The following is a 22,175-nucleotide window of genomic DNA, read 5'->3' as shown; positions in this document are numbered from 1 at the left end:
TTCCAGCCCCAGGAGCAATCCATGAGCTTCCAGCAAGGCCTCTCCGGCCTGAACGTCATGTCCAAGAGCCTGGACGTGATCGGCAACAACATTGCCAACGCGAACACCTACGGCGCCAAGTCCTCGCGCGCCGAGTTTGCCGACATGTATGCCAGCGCGCTGAACGGCGCCGGCACCAACAATGTCGGCATTGGCGTGCAGCTGGCTTCGGTGTCGCAGCAGTTCACCCAGGGCAACATCACGGCCACTGAAAACCCGATGGACGTGGCGATCAACGGCGGCGGCTTCTTCCAGCTGACCGATGGCCACAGCCCGGTTACCTACTCGCGCAACGGCCAGTTCAAGGTCGACTCCACCGGCAACATCGTCAACAACCAGGGCCTGAAGCTGATGGGCTATCAGGCCGACAACACCGGCACCATCCAGCCTGGCCTGGCGGTGCCGCTGCAGCTGCCCACCGCCGGCATCAGCCCCCAGGCCACCACGTCGATCGACATGGAGTTCAACCTGGACTCGCGCCTGGCCACCACCGATCCGGGCAGCGGCGTGTCGCCCCGCATCAACTTCACCGATGCCACGACCTACAACAAGGCGACCTCGCTGACGACCTACGACGCCAAGGGCCAGCCCGTGGCGCTGACCTACTACTACCAGAAGACCGACACCGACAAGTGGAACGTCTACGTGACCGCCAACGGCACCTCGGTCGGTGGCAGCAGCACCGACCCGCAGCCGCTGACCGAGCTGGACTTCCAGTCCGACGGCTCCTCGGCCACGCCCACCGGCGTCACCTTCGACATTCCCGCCTCGCAGAATTCGGCTGGCTCGCAGACGCTGCCGATCACGGGCATCGACCTGAGCTTCAAGGGCTCGACCCAGTATGGCTCCGACTTCGCGGTGACCAACCTGGCGCAGGACGGCTACGCCCCGGGTTCCCTGTCGTCCATCGCGATCGACGACAGCGGCATCATCATGGCGCGCTACTCGAACGGCCAGTCCAAGCCGGCGGGTCAGGTCGAGCTGGCGACCTTCCGCAACATGCAGGGCCTGCAGCCCATGGGCGGCAATGGCTGGCAGCGCACCTATGCCTCGGGTGACCCGGTGGTCGGCACGCCTGGCGTGGGCAACATCGGCTCGCTGCAGGCGGGTGCGCTGGAAGAGTCCAACGTGGACCTGACCGGTGAGCTGGTCGGCATGATCACCGCGCAGCGCAACTACCAGGCCAACGCACAGACCATCAAGACGATGGACCAGGTGCTGCAGACGCTGGTCAACCTCCGCTAACCTGACTTAGGAACCCGCCATGGACCGCATGATCTACCTGTCGATGTCCGGCGCGAAGGCGGCGATGCAGCGCCAGGAGGTGATCAGCCACAACCTGGCGAACGTCAACACCACCGGCTTTCGCGAGCAGATGGCGGCGTTCCGCTCGGTGCCGGTGCGCGGCGATGGCGCGTCCACGCGCGCCTATGCGCTCGAAACCACCATCGGCTACAAGGGCGACGCGGGGCCGCTGGAAGTCACCGGCCGCAACCTGGACGTGGCGATGAAAGGCCAGTCCTGGATGGCCGTGCAGGGGCTGGACGGCACCGAGGCCTACACGCGAGCCGGCGCGCTGGAAGTCAACAGCGAGGGCCTGCTGGTCACGCGCAATGGCCTGCAGGTCATGGGCGACGGCGGGCCTGTCACGGTGCCGACGAATGCCGAGGTGCAGATCGGCGACGACGGCACGATTTCGGCCACCGTGCCCGGCGGCAAGCCGCAGGCGGTGGGCAAGCTCAAGCTGGTGACGCCCGAGGCCGGCAACCTGCTCACGCGCGGCGAAGACGGCCTGTTCCGCGCCGCCACCGGTGACCTGGAGGCCGATCCGAACGCCAGGGTGCAAAGCGGCTCGCTCGAAGGCTCGAACGTCAGCCCTGTCGAGACCATGGTGGCGATGATCTCGGCCGCCCGCCAGTTCGAACACCAGATGAAGCTGCTGCAGACCTCCGAGAAGCAGGACCAGGCCGCCTCGCGGCTGCTGAGCAGCAGCTGATGGCAGGCCGTGCTCAGCCGCCTGCCGGCAGCTCGCCGGCATTGGCGCCAACAGCCTGCGGGCCGAAGCTGACGTAGAAGGTCGCGCCCTGTCCGGGCATGCTTTCGGCCCACACCCGGCCGCCGTGCCGGTCGACGATGCGCTTGACGATGGACAGGCCGACACCCGAGCCCGCGAACTGCGCGCCGTGCAGCCGGTGGAAGGGCTTGAACAGCCGGTCTGCCTGGCTGGGATCGAATCCCACCCCGTTGTCCCGCACGAAGAGCACGGGCGGCTGCTGCTCGCCGACCACGCCGATCACCACCGATGCAGGCTGAGCCGAAGCGCTGGCGAACTTCAGGGCGTTGCCGATCAGGTTGAAGAACACCTGCTGCGCCAGATCGGGGTCGGCGTCGATCTGCGGCAAGGCTTCGATGCAGACCGGCAGCGGCAGCGCACCCGGCAGTTGCAGCAAGCCCAGCGCCGTCTGCACCACGGGCCCGGCATCCACGGTCTGGCGACGCAGTTGCACGTCGCTGGAGCGCGCCAGGGTCAGCAGCGACTCCACCATCCTGCCGGTCTGCTCGGCCTGATCCGCAATCACCTCCAGGAATTGGTCGACCTTGTCGTGGCGCTGCTGCGCGACAAAGCCGCGTGCCAGCCTGGCCGCGCCGGCAATGCCGCCCAAGGGCCCGCGCAGGTCGTGCGACACGCTGCGGGTGAAGCTTTCGAGGCCATCGATGATCTCGTGCAATTGCGCGGTGCGCTCCTGCACGCGCAGTTCCAGCGTCTCGTTGGCAATGCGCAGTTTTGCGGCGGCGGCCTTGCGCTCGACGACTTCCAGCTCCAGCTGTTCGGCCGTGTGCTGCACCCGCTTGTAGAGGCTGCCGTTTTCGTAGATGCGGCCGGCCTGGGCCGCGTGAATCGCCAGCAGGTCCAGGTCCTGCGCGCTGAACTCGCCATCGCCGAGCTTGTCGAGCAGCAGGATCCAGCCATAGCTGTGGTGCAGCGAGACAATGGGTGCCAGCAAACCGTGCTGCCAGGGCGGAAAACCGGGTGGCAGCTGGGTCTGGCCGTCCTCGAAGGAGAAGCGCCGGGACCGGCCGTCTTCCATCACCTGACCTGGCAGCCCTGCGCCAAGGTCCAGCTGTGCCCTGAGCTGCGTCGTTTCGTCCTGTGTCAGGCCCCATGTGGCCAGGTGGGTCGTGGTGGTCCCGTTCTTGTACCTGGCCGCCAGCACGGAGCGCCGGGCACCGGTGAGCCCGCGTGCGCCACGGCAGACCTTGTTGAGCAGCTCGTAGGGATCTCGCTCCGAGGCCAGCTGCAGGCTCAGGTCGGTCAGTGCCGACATCCGGTGGTTGGTGTGCTCCAGCTCCTCGACCTTCAATGCGAGCTTGTTGGTGAGCACACGCAGGTGCTCGCGGTCGAAGCTTTCCGCGTCCAGGGCGATCGCCGGCGTCTGATGAGAGGACAGGGCTTCGGCCACCACACGCAGGATCTCTTCCGGCTCGCAAGGCTTCACCAGGACGTGGTTCACACCACAGGCATCGGCCAGGGCGCGCGCCTCCCTTTCCATGAAGGTGGCGGTGTAGAAGATGATGTGCGTGGCAGCAATGGCGGGTTCCAGCCGCAACTGGCGCACGAACTCGTAGCCGTCCATCGTCGGCATCAGCAGGTCACAGATCACCAGCTCGGGCGCGTGTTCGCGCACCAGTGCCAGCGCGAGCTGGCCGTCGGCCGCCTCCAGCGAGCGGTGACCGGCGTAGCGCAGCAGGGTCACGACCAGCGCCCGGTTGGGCGCCTGGTCATCGACAACGAGCACGAGGGCCATGAGCGTGTGCGTCGGTCAGCCCGCTGCGGGGCCGCGCAGCGCGGCGGGCAGGTAGGCCTCGATCTGGCCGACAAACAGCTCCGGTTCGATGGGCTTGGACAGGTAGCCATCGAAGCCGGCGGTGAGGACGCGTTCGCGGTCATTGGGCATCGAGAAAGCCGTGACAGCCACCACCGGAATGGCCGCCGTGTGCGGATCGGCACGCAAGGCCGCCAGCGTCTGGTAGCCGTCGAGCACCGGCATCTGCAGGTCGCAGACGATCAGCGCCGGCAGGGTTGACCGAGCAACCGCCAGACCTTCCTGGCCGTTGACTGCCATCAGCACCGTGTGGCCGCGGTGCGTGAGCAGGTAGCGCACCAACTCCATGTTGGCGGGGTTGTCTTCGATGACCAGGAGGGTTGCAGGCATCTTCACGCTTCCGGCAACAGCAAGGAAAAACTGCTGCCGCGATCACTTTCGCTTTGCACCACGATACGCCCTCCCAGCACTTCGGCAAGCCGTTGGCTCAGGTGTAAACCCAGGCCGGTACCTTCGGGCGCGCCCGGCCGGCTCTGGTTGACGCGGGCGAAAGCGCCAAACAGCTTGGCCTGGTCTGCTGGTGCGATGCCGATGCCGCTGTCGTCGACCCGGATCTCCACCCAGGCGCCGCCATCGCCCGCAGACAGGTTGCGTCCGGGCGTCAGCGTCAGCTGCACGCTGCCGTGTTCGGTGAACTTGATGGCATTGCCCACCAGGTTCAGCACGATCTGCTTCAGGGCGCGGCTGTCACTTTCCAGCACCACGGCTTTGCCGGGCAGGTGCAGCGAGAAGTCCAGGCCCTTGGCACGGGCTTGGGGTGCCAGCGTCGCCTCGATCTCCCGCAGCAAGGCGCTGCAGTCCACCGGCTCAAAGTGAAGCTGCACCTTGCCGGCCTCGATCTTGGCCACGTCCAGCAAGTCGTTGATCAAGGCCAGCAAATGCCGGCCGCCGGCCTGCACGGTGCGCAGCTGCTGTTCCTGTTCTTCATTCAATGGGCCGGGCAGCTTCATCAGCAGCGTGCCGGTGAAGCCGATGATGGCGTTCAGCGGCGTGCGCAGCTCATGGCTCATGCCGGCCAGGAAACGGTCCTTGGCCTGGTTGGCCAGCGCGAGCTCCTGGTTCTTTTCCTGCAGCGCCTGCTCGAAGCGTTTGCGTTCGCTGATGTTGCGGATCGCGCTCATCACGTAGGTGTGGCCCTCCGCGCGAAGTGGGCTCAGGCTGATCTCGACGGGGAACTCGCTGCCATCCTTGCGCAGGCCGGCCAAGTCCAGGCCCGAGCCCATCGAGCGTTTGCGCGGCTGGAGGAAATAGTTGGACCGATGGCCCACATGTGCCTGCCGGTAGCGCGGCGGCAGCAGTTCGTCCACCACCCGGCCCCGCAGCTCGCCGGGCGCGTAGCCGAACAGCTGTTCGGCCTGGGTGTTGGCAATGACAATGTGGCCGGTGGGGTTGGCCATCACGATGCCGTCGGGGGTCGAGTCAAGCAGTTCGCGATAGCGCTCTTCCATCAGCTGCGCATCGCGCTGGACCCGCAGGGCCGTGACATCCTTCTCCGCCGCGACGATCAGCGGCTGGCCCTCGCCGTCCAACAGCCTGCGTGCCGACACGTCCACATACAGCAGCGAGCCGTTGCGGCGCTGGCGCACCGATTCCCAGGCACCTGCGCCTGTCGCCAGCACACTGGCCAGGTGACCCGCATGGTCTGCATGAAGGTCTGGCGGCACCATGAAGGCCTCGAAGCGCTGGCCGCAGACCTCAGCCGAAGTGTGGCCATAAATGGCCTCGGCTCCCTGGGCCCAGCGCAGCACTTCGCCGTCTGGCCGGATCAGGATCAGTGCGTCCGGCGCATGGCCCAGCATCAGCCTGAGCAGTTCGTCTTCGGGGATGGGCAAGCCGCTCCTCCTGTTGATTGCCCGATTCTGATCAGTTCTGAGGAGGGCGACGGCCTGGATCGGCTGCGTTACATCCTTCAGGCTGAGGATGCGGCCCGGCAAGGCTGGCCGCTGGCTGGCGAGGAATGTCGGCGCTTAGGCTGGCTTTTCCGGCGCTAGGCGCCCTCAAGTTCCCCGCATCATTGGATTTACCGCTTGACGGGGGTGCCCCAATGCTTCGATCGCTCTGGATTTCCAAATCCGGGATGGAGGCCCAGCAGATGCAGCTGGACCACATCTCCCACAACCTCTCCAACGTGGCCACCAACGGCTACAAGCAGTCGCACGCCAGCTTCGAGGACCTGATGTACCAGAACCTGCGCCAGACGGGTTCGAACAGCTCGGAGCAGACGCAGCTGCCGACCGGCCTGCAGGTTGGCCTGGGCACGCGCGCGGTGGCCACCACGCGCAATTTCAGCCAGGGCACGCTGCAGCAGACCAGCAACATGCTGGACCTGGGCATCAAGGGCAACGGCTTCTTCCAGGTGGCGATGCCCGACGGCACCACCGGCTATACCCGCGACGGTGCCTTCCAGCTCGACGCGCAGGGCCAGATGGTGACCAACAACGGCTACCTGGTGCAGCCCGGCATCACCATCCCGACCAATGCCACTTCGGTGAGCATTGCCGCCGACGGCACGGTCTCGGTGACCACGCCGGGCCAGGTCGCGCCGCAGAACGTCGGCCAGCTGCAGATCGCCAACTTCATCAATCCGTCCGGCCTGGAGCCGCGCGGGCAGAACCTGTTCACCGAGACCGCCTCGTCCGGCACGCCGACGACCGGCGCCGGTGGCACCAACAGCCTGGGCACGGTGCAGCAAGGCTTCACCGAGGCCAGCAACGTGAACGTGGTCGAGGAGCTGGTCTCGATGATCCAGACCCAGCGCGCCTACGAACTCAATTCCAAGGCCGTGTCGACCTCCGACCAGATGCTGCAGCGCCTGTCGCAGCTTTGATCCTTCCCTGGAGACCCGTCGTGACCCTCGCCCGTTCTTCCCTGCGTTCCGTCGCGCTGCTTGCCCTGCTGTCCTGCGGCGCGCTGGCCGCCTGCAGCACTGTCTACACCACGCCCGAAGTGCAGTTCCCCACCGCCACCGCGCCGGCCATGCCGGCCAGCGGGCCGACGCCCTGGGAAGCCCAGATGCCGGTGCCCGTGGCCACCCGCCAGGCCGGCATGGTCAACGGCTCGATCTACCAGGCCGCGGCCTACCGGCCGATGTTCGAGGACCACCGCGCGCGCATGGTGGGCGACACGCTGACGGTGCAGATCAGCGAGCGCGTGACCGCCAGCCAGAAGGCCACCAGCACCATCGACAAGACCGGCGCGGTCACCGGCGCGCTCAGCGGCCTGCCGCTGATCAGCCCCAGCCTGCTGGCCAAGGTGGGCGTGAACGCCGCCGGCAGCAGCAGCAACACCTTCGCCGGCAAGGGCTCGACCGACACCGCCAACGACTTCTCCGGCACCATCACCGCCATTGTCACCGGCGTGCTGCCCAACGGCCACCTGCTGATCGCCGGCGAAAAGCAGGTCGGCGTGAACCACAACGTGGACACGCTGCGCTTCACCGGCCAGGTCGACCCGCGCAGCATCCTGCCGGGCAATTCGATCGCCAGCACCCAGATCGCCAACGTGCGCGTGCAGCACAAGGGCGACGGCGCGATGGCCGATACGCAGGGAATTAACTGGCTCTCGCGCTTCTTCTTGAACCTTCTGCCGGTTTGAGTTTGCCCAGAATCGGCCGAACCCCTCCCGCTTTGTGTCAGCTTTGCAAACGCCCGCCACCATGACCCTGATCACCCGCCTTTCCCGCTGTGCAGTCGTGCTCACCGGCCTGGCCCTGGCGGTGGGTGCGGTGCTGCCGGCGCAGGCCGCGCAGCGCATCAAGGAAGTCGCCTCGGTGCAGGGCGTGCGCAGCAACCAGCTGATCGGCTACGGCCTGGTCGTGGGCCTGGACGGCACTGGCGACCAGACGGCGCAGGTGCCGTTCACCGCGCAGGGTGTCAGCTCGATGCTGCAGCAGATGGGCATCTCGGTGCCGCCCGGCACCTCGATGCAGCTGAAGAACATTGCCGCGGTGCTGGTCACCGCGACGCTGCCGGCCTTTGCCCAGCCCGGCCAGCAGATCGACGTCAGCGTCTCGTCCATCGGCAATGCCAAGAGCCTGCGCGGCGGCTCGCTGGTCGCCACGCCGCTCAAGGGCGCTGACGGCGAGGTCTATGCCGTGGCCCAGGGCGGCCTGATCGTCGGCGGTGCCGGCGCTTCGCAAGGCGGCTCCAAGGTGCAGATCAACCATTTGAGCGGTGGCCGCGTGCCCGAAGGCGCGACGGTGGAGCGCACCGTGCCCACGCCGCTGTCGCAGGGCGACTTGATCCAGCTCGACGTGAATTCCGCCGACTTCAACACCGCCCGCGCGGTGGCCCAGGCCATCAATGCGGCCAAGGGCCCCGGCACCGCGCAGGCGGTCGACGGGCGCGTGGTGCGCGTGCGTGCGCCGCAGGACATGAACGAGCGCGTGAGTTTCCTGGCCGACATCGAGAACCTGCCGCTGGAGCTGGCCAAGCCGGCTGCCAAAGTGGTGATGAACCCACGCACCGGCTCCATCGTGCTGAACCAGGCCGTCTCGCTGGCGCCTTGCGCGGTGGCGCATGGCAGCCTGTCGGTGACCATCAATTCCACGCCCACGGTCAGCCAGCCCAATGCGCTGTCCGGCGGTACCACCACCGTCACCGAAAAGACCGACATCTCGATCGCCCAGCAAGGTGGCAACGTGATCCAGCTGCCGGCGAGCGCCCAGCTGGCCGACGTGGTGAAAGCCCTGAACGCACTGGGCGCGACGCCGCAAGACCTGCTGGCCATCCTGCAGGCCATGAAGGCGGCCGGCGCGCTGCAGGCGGACTTGGAGGTCATCTGACATGACCAAGCTCGCCACCACCGGCCTGGGCGCCAACGCAGGGGCGGCCAATGTGGCCAGCAGCACCGGCTTTGGCGATGCACGCGGTGTCGAGTCGCTGAAGAGCCGCGCGGCCAAGGACCCCAAGGCCGCCGTCAAGGAAGCCGCCAAGCAGTTCGAGACGCTGTTCATGCAACAGCTGCTCAAGAGCATGCGCGAGGCCACCAAGTCCGACAGCAGCATGGACAACGACGCTTCCAAGCTCGGCGCCGAAATGCTGGACACGCAGTGGTCCACCAAGCTCTCCGGCCGACCCGGCGGCCTGGCCGACGTGATCGCCCGCCAGCTGGACCGCCAGGTCAGCGGCAGCGCGACTTCGATTGCCAGGCCCGACAGCGCCAACCTTGCCGCCACCCGTTCCACCGCCAGCCTGGCTCGGCCGCAGGCGGCCGTCGGCATGCCGCAGCAGTCGGCCTCCGACTTCGTGACGCAGCACACCGAAGCCGCGACGCAGGCCGAAGCCACCACCGGCATCCCCGCCTCGTTCATGATCGCCCAGGCGGCGCACGAGACCGGCTGGGGCAAGCACGAGATCCGCCACCAGGATGGCACCACCGCGCACAACCTGTTCGGCATCAAGGCCGGCAGCAACTGGACCGGCGACACGGTGGACGTGACCACCACCGAATACAGCAACGGCCAGCCGCGCAAGGTGGTGCAGAAATTCCGCGCCTACGGCAGCTATGCCGAGTCCTTTGCCGACTACGCCAAGCTGATGAAGGACAACCCGCGCTACGAGCGCGTGGTCGCCTCCGGCAGCGACGCCCACAGCTTTGCCCATGGCCTGCAGAAGGCCGGCTACGCCACCGACCCGGCCTACGCGCAAAAGCTCAGCCGCGTGATCAACACCACCCTGCGCCTGCAGCGCAGCGTGCAGACCTGAGGCGCCCGCCATGTCCGGTTTGATGACCATCGGCCTGCGCGGCATGTTCGCCGCCCAGGCTGCGCTGGATGTCACCAGCCACAACATTGCCAACGCCAACGTCACCGGGTATTCGCGCCAGGAAGCGCTGATCGAGACCTCCAAGGGCCAATACACCGGCCGGGGTTTCTTCGGCAAGGGCGTGAATGTGGCCAACGTCAAGCGGGCGCACGACGACTTCCTGACCATGCAGGCCGCTGCCGCGCAGTCGCTGAAGTCCATGGACGCCACCCGCTCGGGCCAGCTGCAGCAACTGCAGGACGTGTTTCCTTCGGGCAACCAGGGCATTGGCTATGCCATGGGCGATTTCCTGAACTCGATGGTCGACCTGGCCAACACGCCCAACGATGCTTCGGCCCGCCAGGTGGTGTTGGCCCGCGCCGCCGACGTGGCCGACCGCTTCAAGGCCGGTGCCGAGCGCATCCGGGTGCTGCAGGAGGGCGTGCAGTCCGACATGCGCAACTCGGTGTCCACGCTGAACACCTTGGCCGCCAAGGTTGCCGACCTGAACAACCAGATTGCCGGTTATGCCGGTGCGACCCAGCAGCCCAACGACTTGCTGGACCAGCGCGACCAGCTGATCTCGCAGATCAGCGACATCGTCGAGGTCAGCACGCTGAAGGCGTCCGACGGCTCGATGGGCGTGTTCATTGCCGGCGGCCAGCGCCTGGTGCTGGGCAGCGAAGCCTCGACGATGACGGTGCAGGCCGACCCGGCCGATCCGTCGCGCAGCGCGCTGTCGCTGCAAAGCTCGGGCGACACGCTGGCACTGCGCGAGGACATGATCACCGGCGGCTCGCTGGCCGGCCTGCTGAAGTTCCAGAACGACGACCTGGTGGACGCGCGCAACGAGCTCGGCCAGATGGCCGCGGCCTTCGGCTCGCGGGTCAACGAGGTGCAGTCGCTGGGCATCGACATGGGCAACCCGGCCGGTGCCGGCGCGCCGCTGTTCAGCCTGGGCGCGCCGAGCGCCAAGCCGAATGCCAACAATGCCAAGGACGGCAGCGGCATCTTCATCGCCCAGGTCCAGCTGACGGTGACGGACGCCACCCAGCTGCAGGCCAGCGACTACGAGATGCGCGCCGACGGCACGGGCAACTACACGCTCAAGCGCCTGTCTGACGGCGTGACCCGCACGGTGGCCAACGGCGACACCGTGGACGGTTTCAAGATCGACGTCAACCCCGACCTGCAGACCGGCGACCGCTTCCTGCTGCAGCCGGTGGGCGAAGCGGCCAGCGGCATGAGCCGCATCATGGACGACGTCAACGGCATTGCCGCTGCGTCGCCGGTCACCGCGACGATGGGCGTGGCCAACACCGGCACCGCCACCGTCAGATCGTTGACCGTGACCGACAAGTCGATCGACCCCACGCTCACCGCCAACGTCAGCTTCACGTCCGACACCGGTGACTTCAACTGGGAGCTGCGCGACAGCAGCGGCAACGTCACCACCAGCGGCACCGGCACCTGGGTCTCGGGCCAGCCGATCTCGCTCAACGGCTTCGAGGTCCAGCTCAACGGCGTGCCCAAGAGCGGCGACTCGATGAGCGTGGCGCCCACCACCTACACCGACACCAACAACGGCAACGCGCTGGCCTTTGCCGCGCTGCGCGACGAGCGCATGGTCGGCCGCTTCCAGCGCACCGACGGCACGATTGCCGACGGCGCCACCGCCACCGACGCCTACGCCGCGGCCATGGCCGACATCGGCGTGCGCGTGCAGGGTGCGATGGCGGCGGCCAACATCTCCGCCTCCGCTGCCGACCAGACCGCGCAGACCCTGGCCTCCAAGACCGGCGTCAACCTGGACGAAGAGGCCTCGCGGCTGATCCAGTTCCAGCAGGCCTACCAGGCCGCCGCCAAGGTGCTGCAGATTGCCCAGACCGTGTTCGACACCATGCTGCAGCTGGGCCATTGAGCCCTGCGGCATGGTTGCCTGATGATTGACTGCCTTGACCGCGCGGCGAGAGCCGCAGGAGCCCCGCGATGACCCGCATCACCACCGCCTACGCGTTCTCCTCTTCGGTGGAAAACCTCCAGCAGCGCCAGGCCGAACTGGTCCGTGCGCAGGAGCAGATGACCAGCGGCAAGCGCGTGCTGAAAGCCAGCGACGACCCGACCGCCGCCGCCCGCGCCGAGCGCGCCCGTGCGATGGAGCAGCGCGCCGACGCAACGACCCGCGCGATCGACGCCAGCCGCAATTCGATGACGCTGACCGAATCGGCGCTGTCCGACGCAGGCGAGCTGGTGCAGCAGGCGCGAGAACTCATCGTCGCGGCCGGCAATGCCTCGTACAGCGACGCCGAGCGCGCCGACACCGCCAACCAGATCGCCGCGATCCGCAAGCAGTTGCTGGCCGTGGCCAACCGCGGTGACGGCACCGGCGGCTATGTGTTTTCCGGCCAGGGCAGCAGCCAGGCCCCGTTCATCGACCAGCCCGGCGGCGTGGGCTACACCGGCAGCGGCGGCGCCACCCAGGTTGCGTCCGACGAACAACTGCCGCTGACGCTGGACGGCAACGAGACCTGGCTGGCCGCGCCCACCGGCAACGGCGTGTTCACCACCAGCAGCAACAGCGCCAGCGCCTGGATCGACGCCGGCCGCGTGACCTCGCCGGCGGCCATCACCGGCTCGGCCTACCAGATCCAGTTCACCGTGGCCAACGGCGCCACGACCTACTCGGTCATCAAGGACGGCAGCACCGCCGTGCTGTCCGACCAGCCCTACACCTCGGGCCAGGCCATCCAGGTCGACGGCATGGCGCTGAGCGTCAGCGGCACACCCGGCCAGGGCGACAGCTTCGACATCCAGCCGTCCACGCCGAGTGCCTCGATCTTCAGCGTGCTCGACAAGGTCGTGGCCGAGTTGAAGACACCTTCGCGCAGCGCGGCGCAGACCACGCAGACGGTGCAGTCCGGCCTGCGCGACATCGATTCGGTCGCCAACCACCTGCAAAGCACCCGCAGCATGACCGGCGAGTTGCTCAAGCGCATCGACAGCGTGCAGGGCCGGGTCGACGATTTGAAGCTCTACGGTAAAACCACCGAGTCAAATGCCGAAGACCTCGACATGGCCCAGGCCATCTCGGACTTCTCGAACAAGCAGACCGGCTACTCTGCCGCGCTGCAGACCTACGCGTCGATGCAGAAGCTGTCCTTGTTCAACTACATCAACGGCTGACAACAAGAAAACTGTCATGGATCATCCTGTGCTCGACCAGCTGGTGCTGGCCTACGGCGCCCTGTTCAATGCCAAGCGCCAGCCGGCGATCTCGCGGCTCACGCTGCACCCGCTTGTTGGCTCGCCGGCCGAACTGGCCGATGGCGTGCTGGCCATGCTGGCGGCCGACTGGTCCGAGGCCAACGGTCCGCTGGCGCTGAACCCGACCAGCGAGCCGCTGCTGCACGCGCTGCTGGCCCGGCCTGCACCGGCCCACATCCAGCTGGAAGTGCCGGCCTTCATGGCCGCCGACCCGGCCGGCGCCGAACTGCTGCGCGAGCATGCGAAGTCCGGCTCGGTGCTGGTGCTCAAGGGCCGGCCGCTGGCTCCGCTGCCGCCGGACCTGGCGGGCTGCTTCAAGCATGTGATCGTGGACGCCGCCGAAGACCGGCGCCAGCAACCCGCGCCTGCCAACGCCCCCGCGCGCAGCACGCCCTGGGTGATTGCGGCCGCGCCGACCGCAGCCGTGGCCGCTGACGCGCTCAAGCGCGGCGCGCTGGCGGTGCAGGGCTGGCCGCTGGGCGAGGCGCCGGGTGCCAACGTCGCCCGCAAGGACGTGCCGGCCAGCGCCCAGGTGGTGATGAACCTGATCCAGCGCGTGGACCGCGAGGAGCCGGCCAACAAGCTCGACGCCGTGCTGCGCGGCGACCCCGCGCTGGCCTTCAAGCTGATGCGGCTGATCAACTCGCCAGCCTTCGGCCTGTCGGTCGAGGTCAGTTCGTTCCAGCACGCCATCATGATCCTCGGCTACCAGCGCCTGAAGCGCTGGCTGGCCCTGTTGATGACCAGCGCGGTCGACAGCCCGGACCTGAAGCCACTGATGTTCCTTGCCGTGCGCCGCGGCCTGCTGATGGAAGACCTGGCGCGCAGCCTGGGCGACGAATCCGCCCGCAGCGAAGCCTTCATCTGCGGCGTGTTCTCGCTGCTGGACCGCATGCTGGGCCAGCCCTTTGACCGCCTGCTGTCCAGCCTGCCGGTCGCCGAAGGCGTGGCACAAACCCTGGTCGGCGAAAACGGCCCCTACCGCCAGTCCCTGAACCTGGCCATCGCCATCGAATCCGAATCGCCGCACGACATCACCGATGCGACCGGCGAGATGCTGCTGTCCGCCGGCGAGGTCAACCGCGCCGCCTGGAAGGCCTTGCTCGCGTCGCGCCAGATGCAGCCGGAGTAGTGCTCCGTTCGGGCTGAGTAATTCTCCGTTCGGGCCTGTCGAAGCTTGCCTTGTATTCCTTGCCATCAAAGTCCGAGACACGGCAACAAAGTCAGGAACGTTGGAGCGCGAGGAAGCACGGCATTGCAGCGGGTGCGGTCCTTCGATGTGCTGAACTCGACGCTCTGAAGCAGTCGTTCAACGTTCGCGCATGATCCCCAGCCTGCGAGGCCTGATCTCTGTGGGGTTCGGCCGCTCATACCTTGGCGAGGAAGGCCGCCGCATCACCCGCTTCACACTTCCAGTCTGCGAAGACCCCGACCAGATTGCATTCCACGCAGCGGCAAGCGATGTAGTACCAGCGCACGTCATGGGTGCCCGCGTACACAGAGACGCCGGACATCAGCTCGAACACCTCGTTCTCGCACACGCACTCGTGCGCCTCGGGCGCGGCTTCTTCAACGTAGTCCGCGCTGTCGCCCATCAGGTGTTCCTGCCCGCAGTCTGTGCAGGTGCGGATCGCCACGCCGGCTTCTTCATCGGTCTGCAGCGCGAAGGTCCGGCACCCGCAATCGCATTTGGACGCGGCAAATCGGACGGCCTCATGGCCATTCGCAACGCTGTAGCTGCGCAGCTCGGCTTGGGTGTCGCCGGACGTCGTCCCGTACCAGAACTCGCCCTTCTTCGTCAGTGCCATTGATGCTGCTCCATTCAAGGTGGGCTTCCCGGCAGGCCTGACGCCAGGCTCGCCCGATCATCTGGATTTTGCCTGGAGGCCCGGCGAGTCGTCGTCAAGAGCCCGGGTCTGGGTGGTCGCCGACAAGAGCTGCGGACATCCTTCGATGCCGATTCTTGGAGATTGCAGCCATGTGGCGGCCTCTCCGATTCGAACGGCTCCTATCAGCCTGGAGCGCACATTGCGCCATCCGCTTCCATGCCCAGGACATTGAAGCCGAGCCGTGCGCCCCGCGGTTCCGCTGGCGGTGATGTCCCAGACTCTCGCTGCGAGCCCTCCGTCGACACGCTTCCTGGGTTCGCCGTCTCGGAGTTCATTGGTGATGGGCATTTGTGAGGGGCATTTGTGAGGGGCTTGCAAACCCTTCGACAGGGAGAACGGCGGAAATGCCTTCGGCAAGCGCAGGGCGGACAGGGTGGACATTCGCTTTCCCGTCCCCACCTTTTCTGGTTCCGTGCCATCGGGAAGACAAGCCGCTAGCCGTGGGCCGGCTCCTCGCCCAGTCCGGCGGCGCAGCGCTTGAGCAACGCGCAGAGCAGCTGGGCCTCTTCAGGCGACAGCAGGGAGAGCATCTGCCTTTCGACCGCGTCGGCGGCTTTTGCGCCATCGGCGACGGCTTTTTGACCGGCCTTCGTCAGCTCGGTCATGATGACCCGGCCATGCTCAGGGTGCGGGCTTCGCACGATCAGGCCTGCGCGTTCGAGATTGACGAGGATCGCCTGCATGGTCTGTGGCGTCACGAACGCCGCGCGAGCCAGTTCGGCATTCGAGATTCGCGGATTGCCGGCGACGGCAAGCAGGACTGCGTTCTGGGGTGCCGTGATGCCGATCTGCGCGAGCTCGGCATCCAGGCGTTGCCTCAATCGATGTTGCGTGATCTTCAGGTTGTAGCCAATCCAGTCGACTCCGCTGCGAGGCGTTGGCTTCGCTGTTGACATATCAGGGCCCTTACATTAATATCAGTCCCCTGATATTAATGGACAGGAGCCATCATGACAACGCCAGTCGGCCCGGATTTCATCGCCTTGCAAGTGCGCGACCTCGCCGCATCCCGCAAGTTCTACGTCGAGACCTTCGGTTTCGAAGCCGCGCCCCAGAGCCCTCCCGGGGCGGTCGTTTTCAAGACCGAGCCCATCCCGCTGGCGCTGCGTGTGCCGCTGCGTGCGCTTCCCGAAGCAGGGCCACTCGGCGTGGGCATGGTGCTCTGGATCGCATGCGCCGACGCCGATGCGCTGCACGACCGCATCGTCGAGCGGGGCGGTGCGATCCTCAGCCCGCTGGCCGACGGCCCCTTCGGCCGCTTCTTCGTTGCCGGTGATCCCGATGGCTACGCGATCACCTTTCATACGGCGCGGCGCTGACTGGGCGTGCATTGCGGTGGACCTGTGTGAGGGGCTTGCAAACCCTTCGACAGGCTCAGGGCGAACGGAAGGAACCCTTCCACCCGATGCTTCGGGGGCTAAACTGGCTTTTCCCCCTCAAGCTGGTGCCCATGTCGTTCAAATCCAAGCTGCTGCCTTCGTTGCGGGCCGCGCCGGAATCGGCGGGGCTGGTGACTTCGAGTTGGACGGGTGCGCCATTGCCGCCCGAGCTGCTGGCGCTGCTGGAGATCAACCCGCTGGCTTTGCTGGCATGCGACAGCACTGGGCGCATTGCCTGCGCCAACGCGCCGATGCAGGCGCTGATGGGCGTGGCGGATGCGAACCAGCTGGGGGCCTTGTCACCGGCGCTCTGTGAGCTGATCGGCTGGCCGGGCGCGATGCCCGGGCCTGGCCAGAGCCACCGCATGGAAGGCTGGCTGCCGAGCGCGGCTGGCGGCCAGCGTCATTTGCGCGCCACCACGCGCGCGCTGGATGGCGTACCGCGGCGCTGGCTGGTGCAGCTGGAAGACTGCAAGCTGGAAGACGCGCAGGAGCTGTCGCGCATCGAGATTGCGGCCTTGATGGGCACGGCCGGCCTGGGGGTGGCGACCTTTGACCCGGCGCGCGGCTGGATCACCGCCGCGCCCGGCCGTCCGGATGCCGGGGAAGGCATGGCCGAGGCCGCGCCAGCCGGGCAGGGCGCGGGGCTGATGTCGATTGGCCGTGACCTGGTCGAGCCTGAATCGCTGCCCGAATACGAGCGGCTGCAAAGCGCGCTGCGCCAGCGCCAGCGGGTGGAGGTGCGCTACGCCGTGCGCCACCGCGACATGGGCCGGCGCTGGCTGCTGACCCGGGTCGAGCCGACGGCGCTGGGCGACGATGGCCGCCATGGCTTCAGCGTCGTCACGCTGGACGTGACCGAAGAAGAAAACGCCCGCCGCCGCAACGAGCAGCTGCTGCAGGAGCTGGGCACCATCCTCGACACCTCGCCGGCCGGCATTGCCTACCTGCGCGGCCCGCGGCTGGCGCGCTGCAATGCGCGCTTCGAAGCCTTGCTGGACCTGGCGCCTGGCGATGGCACGGGGCTCAGCATGGACGCACTGCTGGCGCGCTGCGGCGTGACCGGCACGGCGGCGCGCCAGGCGCTGGCCACGCTGGCCCAGCAAGGCAGTTTCGAGACCCAGTTCCAGCCGGCGAGCGCGCAGGCCTCGGGCAAGCCGGTCTGGTACTCGCTGGCGCTGCGCCGCGCCGGGGTGTCCGGCCCCGGGCAGGACGAGGCGGTCGCGGTGCTGACCGACGTGACGCGGCTGCGCACCCAGCAGGCCGAGCTGGAGGGCCTGGAGCGTGAACGCGAGCTGATGTTCAGCCTGTCGGATGTGGGCATCGTGCACCAGCGCGAAGGGCGCATCGAGCGGGCCAACCAGGCCATGGCCGAGTTGACCGGCCACAGCCAGGCGGAGCTGCAAGGCCTGCCGCTGGCCGAGCTGTACGAAGACGAGCGGGTCTACCAGCATCACCTGGCGCAGGAAAAGCGCGACCTGGCCTTGCATGGCCGGGCCCGCGGCGAGCGCCGCATCCGCCGGCGCGATGGCACCGAGCTGTGGGTGCAGGTCAGCCAGAGGCCGGTGGACGCGAACGATCCGACGGCAGGCGCGATCAGTTCCTTCGTCAGCGTGGACGAGCGGCGGCGGGCGCGCGAGTCGCTGCTGGCGCAGGCGGACCGCACGCGCGCGATCCTGGATTCGGTGCTGGTGGGCATCGTCACGCTGGGCGAGAAGGGCATCGAGTGGATGAACCGCTCGGCGCGGCGCATGTTCGGTGGCGAGCTGTCGGATTTCCTGGGCCAGCCGATCAGCGTGGTCGCCTCGCCCGAGGCCGATCACCCGCTGCGCCGCACCGACTGGCTGGCCACGCTGCAGGAGGGCCAGGCCGAGACCTTTGAATGCCGGCTGGTGGGCCGCGACGGGCGCACCTTCTGGGTCGTGGGCAATGCCGTGGTGACCGGGCTTGACCAGGGAGGCGGGCAGCAGCTGACTTTTGCGCTGCTGGACATCGAGCGCCGCCGCGAGGCCGAGAACCAGATCACCCAGGCCCGCACCAGCCTGCAACGCATCATCGAGACCGCGCCGTTGGCGATTGCGCTGTTCGATGCGAACAACCAGCAGGTGCTGCAGCTCAACCAGATGATGGCGGCGTTTGCGCGCCGCCCTGCGGCGGAGATCCTCGGCCGCCAGCCGGCGCTGTGGCTGCCGGGGCCGGAAGCGGCTTCGCTGTCGGCTGACCTGCATCGCGCTCAGGAGGAATCGCTGGGCCGCCTCAAGACGCCTTCTCCCCCCCGGGGGGCGGGCTGGGCGCAGCCCGGCCCTGGGGGCGCACCTGAAGCCAGCGACACGCTGCGCCGCGAGCTGCACCGCGCGGCCGACCCGGAGAGCGGCGAGCCCGGCCAGGTCTGGGACATGCGCATCGTCTCGCTGGTCGACCCCGGCGAGGCCGGCGCGCAGTTGCTGCTGGTGGCCAGCGACGTGACCGAGCAGCGCGCCGCAGACGAGGCGCGGCTGGAAGCCGCCATCGCCCAGCGCGAGATGCTGGTCAAGGAAGTGCACCACCGCATCAAGAACAACCTGCAGGGTGTCGCCGGCCTGCTGCAACAGAGCGCACAGCGCACGCCCGCCGCCGGCCCGGCGATTGCCGAAGCCGTCAGCCAGGTGCATGCGATTGCCCAGGTGCACGGGCTGCAGGTCGGCATGACCGGGCCGCTGCGGGTGCGCGGCGTGATGGAGGCCATCGCCCAGTCGGTGCAGCGCATGTTCGGGCGGCAGATCGAAGTGGAAGTGCAGGGCCCGGCACCGCATCGCTTCGCGCTGACCGAGGCCGATTCGATCCCGGTGGCGCTCACGGTCAATGAGTTGCTGACCAACGCCATCAAGCACAGCGAGGGCGGCGTGATCGTCTGCCGCATGATTTGCGGCGAGGCAGAGGTGAGCCTGTGCGTGTTGAATCCAGGCCGGCTGGCGCCGGACTTCAGCCTGGCGCAGATCCCTTCGGGCATTTCCGGCCTGGGCCTGGTGCGGGCCTTGTTGCCGCGCAAGGGGGCGACGATTTCGCTGACCCAGGAAGGCGAGGCCGTGGTGGCACGGTTGCGCCTGGTGCCGCCGGCAGTCGCCCTGCTGGAGCCGCTGTGAGCGTCCCGACTTTCCCCCACCATATTTGGTGACCTGGTTCGCAGCAGTTCAGCGAAAATCCCACGCATGGTCGATCCCCTCTCGATGAACAGCAAAGGCAAGGTCCTGGTGGTCGATGACGACCGCCTGGTCCTGGCCACCGTCACCCACGGGCTGTCGCGCGCGGGGTTCGACGTGATCGACGCCGACAACGGCGACGATGCGATCCTGCTGGCGCGTGAGCACCGGCCGGACCTGGCGCTGCTGGACATCCGCATGGAAGGCAAGTCGGGCTTCGACGTGGCCGACTACCTGCGCGAGTCGCTGTCCATGCCTTTCATGTTCCTCTCGGCCTTTGCCGATGCGGCGACGGTGGCCAAGGTCAAGGAACTGGGTGCCGTGGCCTACCTGGTCAAGCCGCTGGACATCGCGCAGATCGTGCCGACCGTGGAGGCCGCCGTGGCAGCCGTGCGTGCCCGCCGTGGCCGCGCACCGGCGCCCGCACCCGCGCCTGCGGTCGTCGCCCCCGCGTTTTCGGTCACGCCAGTGGCAGCACCCACGCCTGCTGTTGCCGCTCATTCGGTGGCAGAACCTGCCAGCGCGCTGGCCGATCCGATTCCGCTGGCGGTGGGCGTGCTGATGCACCGCTACTCGCTGCCCCGCACCGAAGCGCTGGCCCGACTGGTTCGCCTGGCCGAAGCCGATGGGCGGAGTTTGGCTGCTCAGGCTGCGGCGCTGGTCGATGCGGTCGAACTGCTGGCTCGGCCTGGGAACGCTTGAACGCTGCCTGTTGAGGCCTGTTGCGGGCTGCGGCCATCAGGTGGGCGATTCCGTTCATGTCCCCCGCCTTCGGCTCCTCCTTTACTTCACTGCATCGCCCACCCGACGCCCTCCGCGTAAGCGTTGGCGTTTTGGCAAGCATTGAACAGCCAACACCGTGCCAGATCAGGACGGTGGGGTGTATTGCGCAGCGAAGTAAAGGAGGAGAACGGACGCAGTCCGTTCGGGGGACATGAGCGGAGCAATGCACCCCGGCGGCCTGATCCCGCGCAGACTTTCAAGGTCGATGGTCGTTCAGACCGTGAAGTAGAAGCGAGCGCCTTTGCCGACTTCAGATTCGGCCCAGATGTCGCCGCCGTGGCGGCGCAGGATGCGGCGCACCGAGGCCAGGCCGACGCCGGTGCCCTGGAAGTCCGTGGGGCTGTGCAGGCGCTGGAACACGCCGAACAGGCGGTCGGCGAAGCGCATGTCGAAGCCTGCGCCCTGGTCGGCCACGACGTAGACGCGGCGGCCGTCGGCCTGGCGTTCGCAGCGGAATTCTATCGTGGTGTGCGGGTTCTGGCCGCTGTACTTCCAGGCGTTGCTCAGCAGGTTTTCCAGCGCAATGCGCAGCAGCGTCGGGTCGCCCTGCACCACCAGGCCGGTTTCGATGTGGATGCTGGCCTGGCGGTCCGGTGCTTCGCGGCGCAGGTCTTCGATGATGAAGCCGGCCAGCTGCGACAGGTCCACCGGCTTGCGTGCCAGCGGCTGCGACTGCAGGCGCGACAGCGCCAGCAGTGCATCGATCATGCTGTTCATGCGCGCGCCGGCCGAGAGCACGCGGTCGACGTGGTCATTTCCGATGCGGTCCAGGAAGCGGCCGTAGTCTTCCTTGAGGATGCGCGCAAAACCTTCGACCACGCGCAGCGGTGCGCGCAGGTCGTGCGAAACCGAATAGATGAAGGACTCGTGATCGGCCGCGCTGATGGCGGCTTCTTCAGGCGCTGCGCCAGGCAGCGGGCGCAGCAGCAGCAGGCGGCCGGGTTGCTGGCCGGTTTCGCTGTCGAGTGGCAGCATTTCGAGCTGCCACTGGTCGGTGGTGGCACTTTGGCCCGGGGCCAGGCCTTCGATCACGCCGATCAGCTCGCGCGGTGCCTTGGCCAGTGCGCCGGCCCAGTCGCGCATGCCCTCGGGGGCATGCGGGTCGAGCTGGAGCAGGCGCGCCGCGTCGGGGCTGATCGCGGCAATGCGCCAGCCGCGGCCGTCCGGCACCAGCGCCACTGCGGCCACGTCCAGCTCGGGCCACAGGCGCTGCAGCACGGCCTGGTCGAACACACGTTGTTCGCTCTCGCCCAGCGGAGTTGCGGTACCGAGGTAACCGAGGAAGTCGCCATGGGCATCGAACTGCGGCAGTGCGCGCAGCCGCCACACCGGCTGGCCCGGCATGCCCAGCCGCACCACGCGCAGCTCGGGGATCAGCGCGTGCGCGTCCAGCCTGGCCTGCAGCGCGCCGGGGCGGGTGTCGGGGTCCAGCACCTCGAAACGGTCGAACAGCTTCAGGCCCAGCGCCTGCTCGGCCACCCAGGCTGCAGGCGCAGCGCCATGCGGTGGGCGCCAGCCCTGCACGCGGTGCTGGGCGTCGCTGCGCCAGACGAAGCTGTCGGCCAGCTCGGTCAGGCTTTGTTCGTTTTGGGTGGCGTTGCGCAGCTGATGCGCCAGGCTTTGGCGGCCCCACAGCAGGCCGGCGAGTGCGCACACGCCGCCAAAGGCCAGCATGGGCAGCCAGGACCAGGGCCCGCTCAGGCCTTCCGGATTGCCCGGCGCGGCGGCGAGCGACCATACCAGCAGGATGGCCAGCGCCAGCAGGCCGGCCCACAGCACCGTGGCCGTGAGGCTGCGCCCGCGCGATGCGCGAGCAGACGCCGGGGCGAACGCGCAGGCAGACAGGGATCGGCGCATGGCGCGGATTGTAAGGAGACGATCCGCTTGCAAGGGGCAAACCGCACAGTCGCGCGACATATTCCCGCTGCTCGTATCCACGATGGCGGCAATTCCGCCTTGACGTGCATGGGATGCCGCATGATGCTTGCGCAAGGCCGTTTCCTTGGGAGTGCCA

General features: G+C 67.7%; 18 protein-coding genes. 12 read left to right on the top strand and 6 right to left on the bottom strand.

The genetic code is table 11. The features are described from left to right. Positions 1-21 precede the first annotated feature (21 nt). Together flgE and flgF are read left to right on the top strand one after the other, a co-directional pair. A complete protein-coding gene (gene flgE, locus AC3WR5_RS29135; RefSeq protein WP_141286394.1) occupies positions 22-1,284 on the top strand; it encodes a flagellar hook protein FlgE in 1,263 nt (420 codons plus the stop codon). Between the two features lie 19 nt (positions 1,285-1,303). Further along, positions 1,304-2,035 carry a flagellar basal-body rod protein FlgF gene (gene flgF / locus AC3WR5_RS29130; RefSeq protein ID WP_141286396.1) on the top strand — a complete coding sequence of 244 codons (732 nt, stop codon included), beginning with the start codon at positions 1,304-1,306 and terminating at the stop codon, positions 2,033-2,035. A 13-nt stretch (positions 2,036-2,048) separates the two neighbouring features. Here flgF and AC3WR5_RS29125 read toward each other — a convergent pair whose 3' ends face one another. Genes AC3WR5_RS29125 through AC3WR5_RS29115 form a run of 3 tightly spaced genes read right to left on the bottom strand, consistent with a single transcriptional unit; the run spans position 2,049 to position 5,755 of the window. Then, positions 2,049-3,845 (bottom strand): ATP-binding protein, encoded by a 1,797-nt coding sequence (locus AC3WR5_RS29125; RefSeq protein WP_492489037.1) that lies wholly within the window; start codon positions 3,843-3,845, stop codon positions 2,049-2,051. Positions 3,846-3,860: 15 nt separating this feature from the next. Then, positions 3,861-4,253, bottom strand: a complete 393-nt coding sequence (locus AC3WR5_RS29120) for a response regulator (RefSeq protein WP_141286400.1) — start codon at positions 4,251-4,253, stop codon at positions 3,861-3,863. A gap of 2 nt (positions 4,254-4,255) precedes the next feature. Further along, positions 4,256-5,755 carry a PAS domain S-box protein gene (locus AC3WR5_RS29115; protein ID WP_492489035.1) on the bottom strand — a complete coding sequence of 500 codons (1,500 nt, stop codon included), beginning with the start codon at positions 5,753-5,755 and terminating at the stop codon, positions 4,256-4,258. A gap of 212 nt (positions 5,756-5,967) precedes the next feature. On the opposite strand from AC3WR5_RS29115, the gene flgG reads away from it, so the two are divergent. From flgG to AC3WR5_RS29080, 7 genes are all read left to right on the top strand, one after another. After that, positions 5,968-6,750: a flagellar basal-body rod protein FlgG gene (flgG, locus tag AC3WR5_RS29110; protein ID WP_141286402.1), complete on the top strand. Its 783-nt coding sequence runs from the start codon at positions 5,968-5,970 to the stop codon at positions 6,748-6,750. A gap of 20 nt (positions 6,751-6,770) precedes the next feature. Next, positions 6,771-7,517, top strand: coding sequence for a flagellar basal body L-ring protein FlgH (locus AC3WR5_RS29105; protein ID WP_141286404.1), 747 nt, complete (start codon positions 6,771-6,773; stop codon positions 7,515-7,517). 61 nt (positions 7,518-7,578) lie between these two features. Next, a complete protein-coding gene (locus AC3WR5_RS29100; RefSeq protein ID WP_492489032.1) occupies positions 7,579-8,706 on the top strand; it encodes a flagellar basal body P-ring protein FlgI in 1,128 nt (375 codons plus the stop codon). A gap of 1 nt (position 8,707) precedes the next feature. Further along, positions 8,708-9,628, top strand: coding sequence for a flagellar assembly peptidoglycan hydrolase FlgJ (gene flgJ, locus AC3WR5_RS29095; RefSeq protein WP_141286406.1), 921 nt, complete (start codon positions 8,708-8,710; stop codon positions 9,626-9,628). Between the two features lie 10 nt (positions 9,629-9,638). Then, the gene (gene flgK, locus AC3WR5_RS29090; RefSeq protein WP_141286408.1) at positions 9,639-11,588 is read left to right on the top strand and encodes a flagellar hook-associated protein FlgK; all 1,950 of its coding nucleotides are present in this window, start codon (positions 9,639-9,641) and stop codon (positions 11,586-11,588) included. Between the two features lie 68 nt (positions 11,589-11,656). Further along, the gene (gene flgL / locus AC3WR5_RS29085) at positions 11,657-12,850 is read left to right on the top strand and encodes a flagellar hook-associated protein FlgL (RefSeq protein ID WP_141286410.1); all 1,194 of its coding nucleotides are present in this window, start codon (positions 11,657-11,659) and stop codon (positions 12,848-12,850) included. A gap of 16 nt (positions 12,851-12,866) precedes the next feature. Continuing rightward, on the top strand, positions 12,867-14,063 hold the full coding sequence (locus tag AC3WR5_RS29080; RefSeq protein WP_492489030.1) for an EAL and HDOD domain-containing protein: 1,197 nt from the start codon (positions 12,867-12,869) through the stop codon (positions 14,061-14,063). 235 nt (positions 14,064-14,298) lie between these two features. Here AC3WR5_RS29080 and AC3WR5_RS29075 read toward each other — a convergent pair whose 3' ends face one another. Continuing rightward, positions 14,299-14,739 (bottom strand): hypothetical protein, encoded by a 441-nt coding sequence (locus tag AC3WR5_RS29075; RefSeq protein ID WP_492489028.1) that lies wholly within the window; start codon positions 14,737-14,739, stop codon positions 14,299-14,301. A 515-nt stretch (positions 14,740-15,254) separates the two neighbouring features. Further along, complete coding sequence (locus AC3WR5_RS29070) at positions 15,255-15,716, bottom strand: MarR family winged helix-turn-helix transcriptional regulator (protein WP_492489026.1); 462 nt, start codon at positions 15,714-15,716, stop codon at positions 15,255-15,257. 54 nt (positions 15,717-15,770) lie between these two features. Here AC3WR5_RS29070 and AC3WR5_RS29065 point away from each other — a divergent pair, with 54 nt between their 5' ends. The 3 genes from AC3WR5_RS29065 to AC3WR5_RS29055 all read left to right on the top strand — a co-directional run bounded on the left by AC3WR5_RS29065 (position 15,771) and on the right by AC3WR5_RS29055 (position 20,080). Beyond that, positions 15,771-16,139, top strand: coding sequence for a VOC family protein (locus AC3WR5_RS29065; RefSeq protein ID WP_141290558.1), 369 nt, complete (start codon positions 15,771-15,773; stop codon positions 16,137-16,139). A 131-nt stretch (positions 16,140-16,270) separates the two neighbouring features. Continuing rightward, complete coding sequence (locus AC3WR5_RS29060) at positions 16,271-19,321, top strand: PAS domain S-box protein (protein ID WP_231011840.1); 3,051 nt, start codon at positions 16,271-16,273, stop codon at positions 19,319-19,321. Between the two features lie 66 nt (positions 19,322-19,387). Then, positions 19,388-20,080: a response regulator gene (locus AC3WR5_RS29055; protein ID WP_492489024.1), complete on the top strand. Its 693-nt coding sequence runs from the start codon at positions 19,388-19,390 to the stop codon at positions 20,078-20,080. Positions 20,081-20,374: 294 nt separating this feature from the next. Here AC3WR5_RS29055 and AC3WR5_RS29050 read toward each other — a convergent pair whose 3' ends face one another. Further along, entirely contained in the window at positions 20,375-22,018 is a 1,644-nt protein-coding gene (locus tag AC3WR5_RS29050) for a sensor histidine kinase (protein ID WP_492489022.1), read from the bottom strand. Positions 22,019-22,175 lie beyond the last annotated feature (157 nt).

Source organism: Ideonella sp. FW305-24 (genome assembly GCF_058788035.1).
Note: the sequence above shows the minus strand (reverse complement) of the source record. Positions and strands in the feature narration are given on the sequence as shown.